We start from the raw sequence: 15,352 nt of genomic DNA, 5'->3' as shown, positions 1-15,352 counted from the left end.
GTTTGATATGCAATCGCTATGGCATAAAGCGATAGCCAATCCCCGTTTCGGTGAGCAAATGAATCGGGCGGGCTGGATCATTTTCCAGTTTTTGCCGTAAGTGACCCATATAAATGCGTAAGTAGTGGTTGTGTTCAACATAATTTGGCCCCCAAACCTGCAATAACAGATGGCGTTGGGTTAGAACCTTACCGCTATTGGCGACTAGCTCACTGAGTAAGCGAAACTCAATGGGGGTGAGGTGCAATTCTTCATTTTGTTTAGTGACGATGCGATTAATAAAATCAATACAGATATCACCGAATTGAAATAGTGAACTTTCTTGATTTTTGCTGAAGCGGCGTAACGCGACTCTTACTCTTGCGAGCAGCTCACTAATGCCAAAGGGTTTAGTGAGGTAATCATCTGCGCCAGCATCTAATGCGGCGACTTTTTGTGATTCTTCTTCGCGAGCCGATAGTACGATAATTGGGATGCTGCTCCATTGGCGTAGGTCACGAATGAGGTTTAGGCCATCACCATCAGGCAAACCAAGATCCAGTATAAGCAAATCTGGTTGGCGAGTTCCGGCTTCAATTAACCCACGATGGCCATTTTCCGCTTCAAAAACTTTCCAGCCTTCCCCCTCCAAAGCTAATCGGACAAAGCGACGAATCTCTTTTTCATCTTCAATGATCAATATTTGATGGGGGTTCACAATAGTCAGCTATCTCTTCAATATCAGGAAGTTGTTTAAAAGGTAAAACAAAATGGAAGCTGGCTCCACCTTTTTTGTTATTTTCAGCCCAAATGGTGCCATCATGTAATTGAATAATGGCGCGACAGATCGCTAATCCAAGGCCAACACCAGGGATTGCGGACTCTTTTTGTGCTCGAGAAAACTTATCAAAAATTGTTTTTTCTTGCCCATTGGGAATCGCATTACTGGCATCCCAAACTTCAATGTGTACTTGGTTATCCTCTATATTGGCACAAATCCCCATTGGTGTATCTTTTTCGCTGTATTTGATGGCGTTCTCTAATAAGTTAATTAATACTCGTTCAATTAAGTTACCATCACAGTAGAGCAGCAAATTAGCTGGGATTTCAATGGATAAAGGATGACTATGCAATGTGTAATCAAGGGTTCTTATCGCACTGCCTGTGATCTCTTGCAGTGATTGCCACTCAAAATTCGGTTGTATCCCCCCTGATTGCAGTCTTGCCATATCCAACAAGTTATTCACTAAACGGGAAGTACTGAGTATTTGCTGGCGCATTTGGTTAACTTGCTCCGTATAAGGGGAGTTTTCTGCGCTAAGGTTCAAGGTCAAAATTTCTGCTTGGCCAAACAGTACCGTTAACGGTGTTTTTAGGTCATGGGATAGTGCTGCTAACAAAGAGTTTCGCAACTGCTCGCGCTCAATGTTGAGTTTTGCGATTTCCGCTTGTTTTGCTAATTGTAAACGCGCTAGCGCGCTAGCAATCAACCCTGTAAATGTTTGTAGCATGCGCTGTTGTTCAGGGATCAATAGTTGGCGCAAATTATTGGGTTCGATAGCGAGCACGGCTAGCGTTTGATCGACCGTGGTAATGGGTTGTAGTTGATAAGGTACACTTGGTAGTGTATCGGTACCAGCACCCGCGGGTTGACGCTTGTCAAAACTCCATTTAGCGATAGCTTGATCAATTTGCATCGCGCTATGGCCTTCACATAACAATGGCATTAATTGATTGTTTTCATCTGGCAAGAGTAAGCAGGTTTTCGCCTGAAAGGCATTGTTAATAAAATGGTAGCCTGCTTTACCGATATCTTGCTCGGTGAGCGCTTGGCTTAATTCTTTCGTCATTTCATACAGGTGGCGAGTCCGTTGCTCTCGATAACGGGCAATTCTTGCCTGATATCGCATACCTGCCGTGAGATTACCAACCACCACACCGACAATAAGCATTACGGTAAAGGTCACCAAGTATTGCATGTCCATAATGGCCAGAGAAAAGTGGGGCTGTACAAAAAAGAGGTCAAAACTAATGACATTGATAAGCGCTGCAAAAATGGATGGTCTGCGTCCATAAAAGAGCGCCACAAGAACCACACCGAGTAAATACAGGGTAACTAGGTTGGCTTTATCGAGCGCCAGTAAAAAAGTACGCGAAAATACAGTGATAAGCGCACATATCGCGATCACAACTAAAAAACCGTTAATGTCAGTACGCCATTTTTCAGAAAATGGTTTCCGTTCAGGTTCTTTCACCCAATCACTCTTTTCTTCGAGTGCAACGATGATTAAATCCAAATCTGGCCCTAATGCACCTAATCGATCCGCAAAGCTAGTGCGTGAGCCTAACCATCCACGGCGTTTAATGCGCCGTCCAACCAGAATTTTGCCAAGATTATGTTCACGTGCGTAACGTAAAATCGCTTTTTCTTCAGAAGGGTCAGATAACGTTGCTGTTTCAGCGCCTAAGTCTTGAGCTAAACGTAATGCTTTAAGAATCGCTCTACGGTGCCCCTCTGGAAGCCGATGCAGTTTTGGCGTTTCAACATACACGGCGTGCCAGACAGACCCAAATTTTGCAGCGAGCCGTGCTGCGGCACGAACGAGCTTTTCATTGCCACGATTATGCCCTATGCATAATAACAGGCCATCGCGCGTATGCCAGACAGGGGCTTGTCCTTTACCATCGCGAAACTCTCGCATTTGGTCGTCAACGCGATCCGCGGTGCGACGTAGCGCTAATTCCCTTAGGGCTATTAAATTCCCTTTACGAAAAAAATGCTCAATAGCGCGTTCTGCCTGTGCTGGGATATAGACCTTGCCTTCGTTAAGACGCTGACGGAGATCATCGGGAGGTAGATCGACTAAGACAATTTCATCGGCTGCATCGAAAATATGATCGGGCACGGTTTCTCGCACACGGATCCCCGTGATGCTACCGACCACATCATTTAAACTTTCAATATGCTGTACATTAATTGTCGTTAAAACATCAATGCCGGCATCAAGAAGTTCTTCCACATCTTGCCATCGTTTAGGATGGCGACTACCGGCTGGATTACTAAATGCCAATTCATCCATTAAAATAATGGCTGGATGCCTTGCAATTGCAGCATCAATATCAAAGGCGCTCATGCGGCGCCCACGATGGTTTAACCGACGAGGCGGCAGCTGAGATAGCCCATCCAGTAATGCCGCCGTTTCTTCCCGTTCATGTGTTTCGACAACGCCAATCACAACATCTAACCCTTGAGTGCGTAAGCGTTGAGCCTCTTGTAACATCGCATACGTTTTTCCGACGCCTGCACAGGCGCCGAAAAATATCTTAAGCTTGCCTCGGCCAGTTTCATTTGCTTTTACGAGCAACTCATCTGGATTTGGGCGTACTGGGTCTTGATTATCCATAATTAACCTCAGTGAGTGGGCTGATGCGTTTGTGGTTTAAGCTCATCCAATGCGATGTTCAATTGCAATACATTCACAACGGGTTCTCCCATAAAGGCAAGGAGGGGGCTTTCAGTTTGTGCTGCAATGAGAGATTCAACCTCCCTCAGCGCAATCTCTCTTTTTTTCGCAATACGAGGCGCTTGATAAAGTGCAGCCGCAACCGAAATATTGGGATCTAAGCCACTTGCAGAAGCGGTTAGTAGATCGACGGGAACGGCTTGTCCAGCATCTGGATTTTGTTTTCTCAGTTGTTCACGACGTTGTTCAAATGACTCATATAATACTGGATTACTTACCGCAAGATTACTGCCTCCAGAGGCTAATGAGTTATATGGGAACTCCGCCGTTGCTGAAGGGCGGCCGAAAAAGTAGCGGTCGGACTGGTAGTGTTGACCAATTAATGCTGATCCAACCACTCGCCCATTTTGTTCTATGAGCGACCCTTGCGCCTGCCAAGGAAACAGTACATTCGCGAGTCCTGTAACAAGTAAAGGATAAGCCACACCAGTTATTATCGCTAATAAAATTAATACTACAATTGATGAACGAATCGTGTTCATAATCTATTCCTTAAAAACCAAATAAGCTAATAATCATGTCGATAAGCTTGATACCGATAAAGGGAACGAGTAAGCCGCTAAGACCATAAATACTGAGATTTCGTTGTAGTAGTGATTGCGAACTCATAGGGCGGTAGTTGATCCCTTTTAAGGCTAAGGGGATCAAAAAGACAATGATCAACGCATTAAAAATGACTGCCGATAACAGTGCCGAAGCAGGTGAATGCAAGTTCATAATATTCAATACGTTCAACTGTGGCCAAGTCACGGCAAAAGCAGCAGGAATAATGGCAAAATATTTGGCGATATCATTGGCGATACTAAATGTGGTTAACGAACCTCGCGTCATGAGCATTTGTTTACCAATGTGTACGACTTCAATTAATTTAGTCGGGTTAGAGTCTAAGTCCACCATGTTACCCGCTTCTTTTGCCGCTTGAGTTCCTGAGTTCATGGCAACAGCGACATCGGCTTGAGCCAGAGCTGGAGCATCGTTAGTACCATCACCCGTCATGGCAACCAACCGACCTTCTGCTTGATATTGGCGGATCAAGGCTAATTTCGTTTCTGGGGTCGCTTCCGCTAAGAAATCATCAACACCTGCTTCAGCAGCGATAGCGGCAGCCGTTAGATGGTTATCGCCGGTAATCATCACGGTTTTGATCCCCATGCTACGCATCTGAGCAAAACGTTCTTTGATCCCCCCTTTAACAATATCTTTTAAAGCGACAATACCTAGGACGGTTTGGTTATCGACAACAACTAATGGGGTGCCTCCTTGGTGAGCAACTTTTTCTACCAGTTGATCCGCCTCAAGTGGAAACTTACTGTGATTGGCTTCAACATAACGGCGTATCGCATCGGCAGAGCCTTTGCGTATCATTCTGTCACCCACATTAACTCCACTCATTCGTGTCATTGCTGAAAAGGGAACAAAAGTAGCATTTAATGAATGAATGTCTCTTTCACGCAAATTAAATTTTTGTTTTGCAAGGACGACAATGCTGCGTCCTTCAGGGGTTTCATCCGCTAAAGAGGACAGTTGTGCTGCATCCGCTAATTGTTGTTCGGTTACGCCTGTTAACGGTAAAAATGCCGACGCTTGTCGATTTCCTAACGTGATAGTTCCTGTTTTATCGAGCAGCAACACATCAACATCACCAGCAGCTTCAACAGCACGTCCGCTGGTGGCAATGACATTGGCACTTAACATACGGCTCATGCCAGCAACACCAATCGAGGAAAGTAACCCTCCAATGGTTGTAGGAATGAGGCAGATTAATAGCGCAATAAGCACGAGAACGGAAATGGCGTTACCTGCCCCAGCATATTCCGCTGAAAACAGGGTATATGGGTAGAGGGTTGCACAGGCCAATAAAAAGATAATAGTAAGAGCAGTTAATAGAATGGTGAGTGCTATCTCATTCGGTGTTTTACGGCGTTGTGCGCCTTCAACCATGGAAATCATTCGATCAAGGAAGGTTTCACCGGGGTTAACGGTACATTCCACGATCAGCCAGTCGGATAAGACACGAGTACCGCCGGTGACAGAAGAGAAATCCCCCCCTGACTCACGGATCACAGGGGCTGATTCACCCGTGATCGCACTTTCATCGACGGAAGCTCCCCCCTCCAGAACTTCACCATCACAAGGAATGATGTCACCCGCACGGATCAAAACAATGTCACCTTTGCGAAGTTGATCTGAATTTACCGTTTCTTGTGCTGAATCTAAATTGGCCTCAGCAAGGCGGATAGCGCTACTGCGTTTTTTAACGCCTTTTAAACTCGCCGCCTGAGCTTTACTGCGTCCTTCTGCAAGTGCTTCAGCAAAATTAGCAAATAAAACGGTAAAGCATAGCCATAGCGTAATCATGCCACTAAACCAAGCATTACCTTCTGCGTAATTCGCTAACATTGCTAGCCATAGCAAGGTAGTGATAATGCTGCCAATATACACCACAAACATAACAGGGTTGCGCCATTGCGCCTGTGGAGCACATTTCTTAACTGCATCAATAATTGATTGACGAACTAACGCACTATCGAATAATTGAGTTTTTTTACTGTTCATTTTAATGACCCTCATTATGCTGCTAACTTAATTTGCAAATGTTCTGCTATCGGTCCCAATGCGAGAGCGGGAACGAAAGTTAGCGCACCGATGAGTAAAACGGTTAAGATCAATAGGCCGACAAATACAGGGCCATGAGTCGGTAAGTTTGCCGTATTGGCTATTTGTGGTTTTTTCATGGTCAGAGAACCTGCAATGGCCAAGACGGGTAAGATGACACCAAAACGTCCTAGTAGCATAACAATCGCCAATATTGTGTTATAAAACGGGGTATTAGTACTGAGTCCAGCAAAAGCACTACCGTTATTATTTGCTGCTGAAGAGAAGGCATACAGCACTTCACTAAACCCATGAGCACCTGGATTTAAAATGGCAGCACGTCCTGTTTCGGTCATTAACGCCAGAGTCGTACCACAAAGTACTAAAGTGGGCGTGACTAAAATGGCAATAGCGACCAATTTCATTTCACGGACTTCAATTTTTTTACCTAAATATTCAGGTGTACGTCCGATCATTAAGCCAGCAATAAATACGGCAAGTAAAACAAATAACAGCATGCCATATAGGCCTGAACCCACACCACCAAACACCACTTCACCGATCTGCATTAACCACATTGGGATCATGCCACCTAAAGCGGTGAACGAATCATGCATTCCATTTACTGCGCCGCATGACGCAGCGGTAGTGACAACGGCATACAATGCAGAGCCAAGAATACCGAATCGACTTTCTTTACCTTCCATATTGGCGGTACTGCTCGCGGAAAACTCACTTAAGAAAGGGTTACCAACATATTCGGCATTGATCACCAGCATTGCGGCAATAACAAAGATAATGGCCATCACCCAAAGCAGGGCGTTGCCTTGCTTGTTATCGCCAACAGTACGACCAAAAGCAAAGCACAATGCTGTTGGGATCAAGAATATCGCGAGCATTTGCACAAAATTACTCAGTGCTGTTGGGTTTTCAAAAGGGTGGGATGAGTTAGCACCGAAGAAACCGCCACCATTTGTTCCCAATAGTTTGATGGCTTCTTGGGATGCAACTGGCCCCATTGGAATGAATTGTGCGGAGCTATTTAAGTTATCACTTAAAGCGTATGGGGAAAAACTTTGAATGACGCCTTGGCTTACAAAGAATAGCGCAAAAATAATGGCTAAAGGTAAGAGTAAATAGAGGGTAATGCGGGTGATATCTACCCAAGCATTACCTAACGTTTTGCTATTGTGGCGTACAAAAGCACGGATTAATGCAAAGACGACTGCAATTCCTGTCGCGGCAGATAAAAAATTTTGCACTGTTAAGCCTGCCATTTGACTAAGGTAACTTAAGCTGTTTTCGCCGCTGTACGATTGCCAGTTAGTATTCGTCACGAAGCTCACCGCAGTATTGAACGCGAGATCCCAATTCATTCCTGGCAGCTGTTGTGGATTAAGTGGAAGATGCCCTTGAAATATCAATAGAGTGAACAGCAGGATAAAACCTAAAAGGTTAAATAGAAGTATCGCCAGAGCGTAACGTGACCAATTCATTTCGGTCATTTCTCGACCTGGTTGTTTTAGTCCACTGCAACGCCATACCACGGCTTCAGTTTTCATAACAAAACGTGGCATGTCACCTTCAATTAAACGAGCAATAAACAAACCTAATGGTTTTGCTAATACAATAAGCACCAGCAAAAAGCTGGCGATGAGTAGAAGCGCAGTTACGGCCATCTTAAAATTCCTCCGCATTAAGCAGAACATAAATTAGATAGACCAACAGTAAAGCAACGAAGACTGTCCCGAGGATGGAAAGTAATGACACTGTAGTTTCTCCTTATTATTCCCATGGAGACAGCATAAGAATTGCGTTGTAAATAAGCTGAAAAAAAACCAGAGAGCGGTGTAAAAAAAGTATAAAAATCGCAATCAAAAGCAGTCATGGCCTGATTTGTTAACAATACATTGTTAATTTTCTGTGGTTATTTTGTTTCTTTTGTTCGTTATTTTGTTAAGATCTGTAATAAACTTACATTTTTACGGGTGAATTAGTGATTTTTTTCTTATTTAAGTGGTCAGATCAGTAGTAAAATTACCAAATGAAGAGTATTATTAAGGTAGTTAATTTACCTTTCATACTATCTGTCCGATTTTAGTCACTCTCCAATGAGATGATGTGTTGTGAAAGAGAGAAGTTAAAATCGGCAAATAATGTGGCTACTGACAGGAGGATATCGATGTCCACATATCACGAATATTCCCGTAATCAGGTGCTTTTACGCCGCACAGCAGCGTTAACCGCTGGCATACTTGCATTTCCGGTTATGGCTTTTTATCCACAACGCGCTAAGTTTTATAGTTATCTCCATAAAGTTTGGGCAAAAACAAGCGATAAGCCTGTTTGGCTTGATCGTTCTGAAATGACAATGGAGACGCATCGTTAATAACGATACGTATTAGTGCGACCCTGTTCCCCGCAATAACGACAAAATATTGTGGGGAAAGGGGATTAAATCAAACGATGACTTTAACTCGTTATCTCCCTCTTTCTATCACGCCTTTTTCTGACGATTTTTCATAATAAATTTTTATGTTCTTTGATAAGTCAAACATAAGAGAGAATGAGTATCGTGACGAGTGATGAATAGGTTTATTTATCACTATCAGGTGGAACTTCTCCAATTAAGCTACAAGAGAGTAATTTTAGTGGGTTATTAACCCAATCGACAAAACAATATTCAATCTTTTTGATGGGTTTAACATCATTGCCTTCAACGGTAATTGCTTTTGCCGTTAGAGGGAGTAGGTAAAATGTCGATATAAGTAACATTGTATATTTCATTATTCCTCCAAACAGTATTAATTAAAGCGTTTAATATATGAAATGATGGTGTTGAAAAATAAAATGCGCTTAGTGTTTTTATCAGTTTTAAATTACTTGTGAAAAGTGAAGGGGCTCTTTACTTTCATATGCATTTATTTAGATATCGAGCGTAAAACTAAAATACCGGGCCTTGTGCTCATATATTCAAGAAAGGGCGTATCAACGACTTTATTATTTTTAGATAAAGACGAGGCATTTCGATACCATAATTGACCATCCTTCTTAATCGCAAAGCCAGTATGAGAGACATCTAAACCACTTATTGGTGAATATACGCCAATATAGTCACCTGTTTTTATGTTATCAATCACCGATTGGTTGATCATATTACCCGGAATATAAGTGATTGTTCTAGGAATAGCGCCTAATCCTTTTATGTATTCACTGCCATCTGATTTTATATTTAAATTTTTTTCTACCGTGATGCTATTTGGGCTAATTGTTGCAGTAACATCAATGGCATTTTTAGGTGCTACGGCATACCAATCTGTGAAGAAATGCTTACGTTTATAATAAGTGACTTTGGAATCCTTATAACGGGTATTAACCAATGAATTTAAAAAGGATTTTTCATTATTAGAAAGGCTAAGTGCAACGACATAATCCAGATATGTAAAACAATCGACACCCTCAAAGTTCGCGACGAGGGTTTCTTGTTGTTCTGGACCACCTATTAATGTATTCGCAACATACGGCGTGCCTAAAAATGTAGCTGAGATACGATTGATCTTTTCATCATAACTCAACGTCTGGTTCGGTATGACGTCATTATTAATGATATCATTGATTTTTTGTTTGGTGCTTTCTGTTATTAAAATAGGATAACCAATTTTAATTTTCTCACTTGAGGAACAACCCGCCAAAGAAAAAGACAATACCACCAATAAGGGTAATTTAATCATTATTATTAGTACCTATTAAGACTGAATGGGATTATTAGTAATATTTTAGATTGTTTTTGATGGCAACGAAAAATAACACATTATTTAAATTTCGTTTAATTTCCCTATAAATATAAAATAAAAAGGTGCTGACATATATGCGGGGGAAACACAAATAATTTGTGTTTTTTTATGTTGTTTATCATAATGAAGGTAATAAATTCAAAAGATTGATTTATATTTTATATTGGTGTGTTTATTAATAGTTTTGTATAACAGAGGGTTATCATTGAAAATGGGTTTAACACATTTTTGTTGTTTTTATTTTAGTGTTTAGGTTGCCTGTTTTTAATATGTTCGTTTGTTTAAAAATAAAAAATGATTAATCTATGATAAGTTGATTTATATACTCGTAATAAGGGTTTTATTTTAATGATTAATTTAAAGTAGATAATCTTTAGAGGAAAAACGACGTAAAATACCCAGTCTGATTTTACGCTTATTTAAGAGGGGTATGCCTAAAGATAATAACATTACTTTTGCTTAGAGGTTGCAGGGCAAACTTAATGTTATTGACGTTAAAAGTGTTTGCATAAAATATTCCTCTTATTGAAATAAGCTCGCGTCATATGGGAGCAAGTGTTTGAGGTAGGCTATCTGTGTTTAAAAGCGCTAGATAACATATTGACAAGCGCTTTGTGATTGCAGCATAGGATAAACGACGGATTCATCTTTAGTTTCTGTAGAGATCAGCTCTCTACGAATTGTTTAAAATAGCCGTTTCCTTTTATGGCATAGGCTTATAAGCTAGGCAGTATTGAATTTTGCCAATGAATAAATCATTTTTATCCAGTAAAGACAAAATGATGCTGTAAAAGGACTCGATTATGCGTAATTTAGCGTTGGAAGAACTTATCAATAATGAGCTGAAGGTTAGCGAGTTTCATGACTATGCACCTAACGGTTTACAAGTTGAAGGCCGTTCACATGTACAAAAGATAGTGACAGGGGTGACAGCTTGCCAAGCTCTACTTGATAAAGCGGTTGAGATGAATGCCGATGCGGTCATTGTTCACCATGGTTATTTTTGGAAAAATGAACCTGTGGTTATCAAGGGCATGAAGAGGAAGCGTTTAAAAACTTTGCTTGAAAATGATATTAATTTATACGGGTATCACTTACCTTTAGATGCACATCCCCACCTTGGTAATAACACTCAGCTAGCGCACCTCATGGGGGTAAAAATTGATGGGCACATCGACCCGCTAATGCCTTTTGGCTATTTTGATCAACCTATTACGCCTGCTGAGCTCAATGAACGATTGGAAACTCGTCTTAATCGTAAAACACTCCATTGTGGAGAAACAGGTAAACAAGAGATCCGTCAAATTGCTTGGTGTACTGGTGGCGGGCAAGGTTTTATTCTTCAGGCGGCTGAATTTGGTGTTGATGCGTTTGTGACAGGGGAAGTTTCTGAACAAACGATTCATATTGCAAGAGAGATGGGGATCCATTTTTATTCGGCAGGGCACCATGCCACGGAACGTTACGGAATTAAAGCACTCACCCAATGGTTGGTCGATAATCATGGGTTAGATGCCGTGTTTGTGGATATCGATAATCCAGCTTAAACAGTTTTTAGAATAAAAAATAAAAGTAGTGCAGCACAAGACAGTATGTGCTGCACATGATTGGATTAATGGGTTCGATAACGTAATGATGATACGCCAAGTATGATGCTAGAAATGATTAAAGTAGCGCCTAAATGTTGACTCCAACCCGCAATCAGTAAACCTATCGCAAGTCCAACATAGTAAAACAGCCCTAATATTGCGCCAGCAGTCCCTTTATTGCTCGAATAACGATTAAGTGCATGAGCAAGAATGTTTGGGATGGCAATACCATAACCAATTACGACCCCAATAACGGGCAAAACAAACCAAACTGAATGCATAAGTATAAAAACTAAGCAGCTGCTAAGCAGTGAAATAAAGCTTGATAGCTTCACTAACTTTTCTGCTGTCCAATTTTTAGCCAGTAAATGACGATTTACGATGGAACCTATGCCTACGCCTAGCGCTAATAAAATGCCAGTTAGACCAAATTGTTGTTGCGATAGCGCCAATTGTTCAAAATGGAATGGCGCTAACTGATAATAACTGAATAAATTAATGTTGAAAAATGCTATTAATATCACATTTCTGATAATTTCTTTATCCTGAATCATGGCCAATAACGTGCTTAAAAATGGGTGGCGTATCACATTTTCAGGTCGCGTCTCTGGTAGGCGATAACAAGACCATAACAATAACCCTATTGCTAAAACGGCTAAACCCATAAAAACGGCTTGGTAGCCACCGCCACTGACCAAAATAGCGCCAGCTAACATGCCAAGCGCAGGACTGATAGCAAGTGCGATCCCCATAATTGAAAAGACTTTTGCTAATTCATGGCCTTGGTAGCTGTCGCGCATGGCCGTTTGTGTACCAATTGAGCCTACTGCCGCACCAAAAGCAGAGACCATACGTAAAAAGAGTAATAAATAAAAATGTGATATAAATAAAGCACATATGGAAGCTATGCCATATAACAAAAGTCCCGCAAGTATTGTTGGACGGCGACCTAATGTGTCACACATTCTTCCCCAAAATATCACGCCTAATGCAAACGCAAAGAAATAGAATGAAAGCGTTTGTGAAGCTTGTTCGGCATTAACCTGAAATGCAATGGCAATACTGGTCAATGCGGGGCTGTAAATGGTCTCTACGATTTGTGGAAACATCATTAAGGCCACAGCCAGCCATAATGAAAGAGGATGTTTCATGTTAATAATCCTATAGTTGTCACTAATGGCGGGCAGTTTAATTGTATTTTCGCTGTCTTATTACAATAATAAAGACAATAAATATCAAAAACAGGACATGTTATGGCTTGGCTTAATCAGCATGATAAATTTGAAACCCATTGGTATCAGGCGCCTATCTTGGGTATTGCAGCAGAAATGGGTCGGCATGATTCGGGATTTCATTCTCACAACATGGGGCAATTACTGTTCACTCAGCAAGGTTGTATTCTTATTTCATTAGAAAATCGTTTATCGTTATTACCGCCAGGACGAGTGGCGTGGATCCCCGCAAATATTGTCCATCGAGCACAAATGAGGGCTTCGGTTGGCTATCGTTCAGTGTATTTGAACCAACAAATTGCTCATCAAGTAGGTGATGAGGTGATGATTTTAACGGTAACCGCATTATTAAGGGAATTACTTGAGCGTATCGCAGTGGCTCCATTTGATAGCAATTGGCAGCAGGGAAGGCTTGCTAATTTATTACCCGTGTTTATTGATGAATTACAACATGCTAGCAAAGAGCCAATGCTACTAGCGATACCGCAAGATCGTCGTATGAAAAATTTAAACATGGAACAACTTCCTCCGCCCTTGATGGAACTGGCTAAAACAATAGGCGCGAGTGAAAAAACCATTACTCGTCTATTTTTACACGAAACAGGAATGAGTTATCAGGCATGGAGGCAACAATGGCGTTTTATCAAGGCGGTTGAGCTATTAGCGCAAGGGAAAACTTACTCTTTTATTACTCAAGAGCTGGGATTGAGTAGTGATAGTGCTTTCATTAGTTTCTTTCGAAAAATGAGTGGTGTTACCCCAAAAGAATATCAGCACCTTGCGGATAAAAAATAGAAAAGCCCCGAAAATGGGGCTTTGGTATGTAGGGTTGTATCTTGTTATTTAGTTAGAATATTATTTTTGACTAATTCTTTATATTTCAAGTGGCTGCATTGGCGATTTTATCTGTTTACACGAATTCACATGCTAGTGCCTGTGTATCGTTGCGCATGCAATGATCGCTTAGCTGCCCTTTGAATTATTTAGCCTTTAGGTTCGAATTAAAATCACGTTTGCCATAACCCGTGTATAGCTGACGAGGGCGCGCGATTTTCAGTCCGTCATCATGCATTTCGTTCCAATGGGCAATCCATCCGATAGTACGGGCAATTGCAAAGATAACGGTGAACATAGATGAAGGAATACCCATTGCTTTCAAGATGATACCTGAATAGAAGTCAACATTTGGGTACAGTTTTTTCTCAATGAAATACGGGTCGTTCAGTGCGATACGTTCCAGTTCCATGGCCACTTCAAGCAAGCTGTCATTGAGGCCTAGCTCATTAAGAACTTCATGGCAGGTCTCACGCATCACGGTTGCACGTGGGTCGTGGTTTTTGTACACACGGTGACCAAAGCCCATCAAGCGGAAAGAATCATTTTTGTCTTTCGCACGTTCGATAAAGGCAGGAATGTGCTCAACAGTTTGAATTTCTTCCAACATACGCAAGCAAGCTTCGTTAGCACCACCATGAGCTGGTCCCCATAGAGAGGCAATACCCGCAGCGATACAAGCGAATGGGTTAGCGCCGGAAGAACCCGCAGTACGTACCGTTGAGGTAGAGGCATTTTGTTCGTGATCAGCGTGCAGGATTAAAATACGATCCATCGCGCGCTCAAGCACTGGGTTAACCACATAATCTTCACAAGGTGTTGAGAACATCATGTACAAGAAATTACCTGCATACGACAGGTCATTACGTGGATAAACAAAAGGTTGGCCGATTGAATACTTGTAGCACATCGCCGCAACGGTAGGCATTTTAGACAGCAGGCGATAAGCCGTGATTTCACGATGGCGCGGATTATTAACATCCAGAGCATCATGGTAGAAAGCGGCTAATGCACCCGTAACGCCGCATAAAACAGCCATAGGGTGTGAGTCACGACGGAAACCCGTCAGCATGCGAGTGATCTGCTCATGGATCATGGTATGGCGAGTGACCGTGTTTTTGAATGTTTCATATTGTTCTTGAGTAGGTGCTTCGCCGTAGAGCAGGATATAGCAGACTTCAAGGTAAGAGGCTTCGGTTGCCAATTGGTCAATTGGAAAACCGCGGTGTAGCAGAATACCTTTATCACCGTCGATATACGTGATTTTTGATTCACATGAAGCAGTAGAAGTAAATCCAGGGTCGTAAGTGTAATACCCTTTTGAACCTAAAGTTCGGACATCGATAACGTCTTGACCGAGAGTTGGGGATAGAATGTCTAGTTCAATTGTACTTGCACTCTCAGTCGTTAGCTTAGCTTTGTTATCAGCCATTTACGGTCTCCTTAGCGCTTGATAATCAACACCCAACAACCAGAACCCAGCGTTATACTGTGTCTTTGCGCATTGTTCTACCGGTGTGTTGTGGAAATCAGCTAGCTATCACATTAAATTCTGAAACCGTACGACCGACGACAATGTTTTTTTAGGTTGTTTACGAGTGTGTAGATGTTATGTTCTTTTTGTTGTTTTCCCTACAATATCATTATTTTTAGTAAGGGAAACGAATTTCATAACTTTTGTTTTTTTACGCCGGTTGAGATACTGGCGACGTTCAAATAATTCTACCAGCCATATATGTAAGATAAATGTTGAATCATTGTCAAATAAGATAAGCACATTTATATAAAATGTTTAAATCGTGATC

The 15,352-nt window shown here is 41.7% G+C and carries 13 protein-coding genes; 3 read left to right on the top strand and 10 right to left on the bottom strand.

The genetic code is table 11. From position 1 onward, the window contains the following. Window positions 1–16: 16 nt before the first annotated feature. From kdpE to G3341_RS20990, 6 genes are read right to left on the bottom strand one after another with little or no spacing between them, the layout of a single operon-like run. Complete coding sequence (gene kdpE / locus G3341_RS15065; RefSeq protein ID WP_163862776.1) at window positions 17–697, bottom strand: two-component system response regulator KdpE; 681 nt, start codon at window positions 695–697, stop codon at window positions 17–19. Next, window positions 669–3,383, bottom strand: a complete 2,715-nt coding sequence (kdpD, locus tag G3341_RS15060) for a two-component system sensor histidine kinase KdpD (protein ID WP_163862774.1) — start codon at window positions 3,381–3,383, stop codon at window positions 669–671. The genes kdpE and kdpD overlap by 29 nt, the downstream gene beginning before the upstream one ends. Before the next feature lie 8 nt (window positions 3,384–3,391). After that, a complete protein-coding gene (kdpC, locus tag G3341_RS15055; protein WP_154622178.1) occupies window positions 3,392–3,985 on the bottom strand; it encodes a potassium-transporting ATPase subunit KdpC in 594 nt (197 codons plus the stop codon). A gap of 10 nt (window positions 3,986–3,995) precedes the next feature. After that, window positions 3,996–6,059, bottom strand: a complete 2,064-nt coding sequence (gene kdpB, locus G3341_RS15050; protein ID WP_163862773.1) for a potassium-transporting ATPase subunit KdpB — start codon at window positions 6,057–6,059, stop codon at window positions 3,996–3,998. A 14-nt stretch (window positions 6,060–6,073) separates the two neighbouring features. Next, the gene (gene kdpA, locus G3341_RS15045) at window positions 6,074–7,777 is read right to left on the bottom strand and encodes a potassium-transporting ATPase subunit KdpA (protein ID WP_163862771.1); all 1,704 of its coding nucleotides are present in this window, start codon (window positions 7,775–7,777) and stop codon (window positions 6,074–6,076) included. Window position 7,778: 1 nt separating this feature from the next. Further along, a complete protein-coding gene (locus tag G3341_RS20990; RefSeq protein WP_163862769.1) occupies window positions 7,779–7,868 on the bottom strand; it encodes a potassium-transporting ATPase subunit F in 90 nt (29 codons plus the stop codon). A 412-nt stretch (window positions 7,869–8,280) separates the two neighbouring features. On the opposite strand from G3341_RS20990, the gene G3341_RS15035 reads away from it, so the two are divergent. Beyond that, window positions 8,281–8,487, top strand: coding sequence for a YbfA family protein (locus G3341_RS15035; RefSeq protein ID WP_154622181.1), 207 nt, complete (start codon window positions 8,281–8,283; stop codon window positions 8,485–8,487). Window positions 8,488–8,693: 206 nt separating this feature from the next. Here the strand turns inward: G3341_RS15035 and G3341_RS15030 are convergent, their stop codons facing one another. Then, window positions 8,694–8,885, bottom strand: coding sequence for a hypothetical protein (locus tag G3341_RS15030; protein ID WP_154622182.1), 192 nt, complete (start codon window positions 8,883–8,885; stop codon window positions 8,694–8,696). Between the two features lie 134 nt (window positions 8,886–9,019). Then, on the bottom strand, window positions 9,020–9,829 hold the full coding sequence (locus G3341_RS15025) for a DUF1460 domain-containing protein (RefSeq protein WP_163862767.1): 810 nt from the start codon (window positions 9,827–9,829) through the stop codon (window positions 9,020–9,022). A gap of 866 nt (window positions 9,830–10,695) precedes the next feature. Between G3341_RS15025 and G3341_RS15020 the strand changes: the two genes are divergently transcribed. Beyond that, a complete protein-coding gene (locus tag G3341_RS15020) occupies window positions 10,696–11,439 on the top strand; it encodes a type 2 GTP cyclohydrolase I (RefSeq protein WP_154621919.1) in 744 nt (247 codons plus the stop codon). 65 nt (window positions 11,440–11,504) lie between these two features. Here the strand turns inward: G3341_RS15020 and G3341_RS15015 are convergent, their stop codons facing one another. Further along, on the bottom strand, window positions 11,505–12,632 hold the full coding sequence (locus G3341_RS15015) for a multidrug effflux MFS transporter (protein WP_154621920.1): 1,128 nt from the start codon (window positions 12,630–12,632) through the stop codon (window positions 11,505–11,507). Between the two features lie 102 nt (window positions 12,633–12,734). On the opposite strand from G3341_RS15015, the gene G3341_RS15010 reads away from it, so the two are divergent. Beyond that, window positions 12,735–13,508, top strand: a complete 774-nt coding sequence (locus tag G3341_RS15010; RefSeq protein WP_154621921.1) for an AraC family transcriptional regulator — start codon at window positions 12,735–12,737, stop codon at window positions 13,506–13,508. Window positions 13,509–13,692: 184 nt separating this feature from the next. On the opposite strand, the gene G3341_RS15005 is transcribed toward G3341_RS15010, so the two are convergent. Beyond that, window positions 13,693–14,979 carry a citrate synthase gene (locus G3341_RS15005; RefSeq protein WP_154621922.1) on the bottom strand — a complete coding sequence of 429 codons (1,287 nt, stop codon included), beginning with the start codon at window positions 14,977–14,979 and terminating at the stop codon, window positions 13,693–13,695. Window positions 14,980–15,352: the final 373 nt, after the last annotated feature.

The sequence above is a fragment of the Providencia vermicola genome (assembly GCF_010748935.1).
GTDB classification, from domain to species: Bacteria; Pseudomonadota; Gammaproteobacteria; order Enterobacterales; family Enterobacteriaceae; genus Providencia; species Providencia zhejiangensis.
This window is presented reverse-complemented; position numbering and strand designations above follow the sequence as displayed.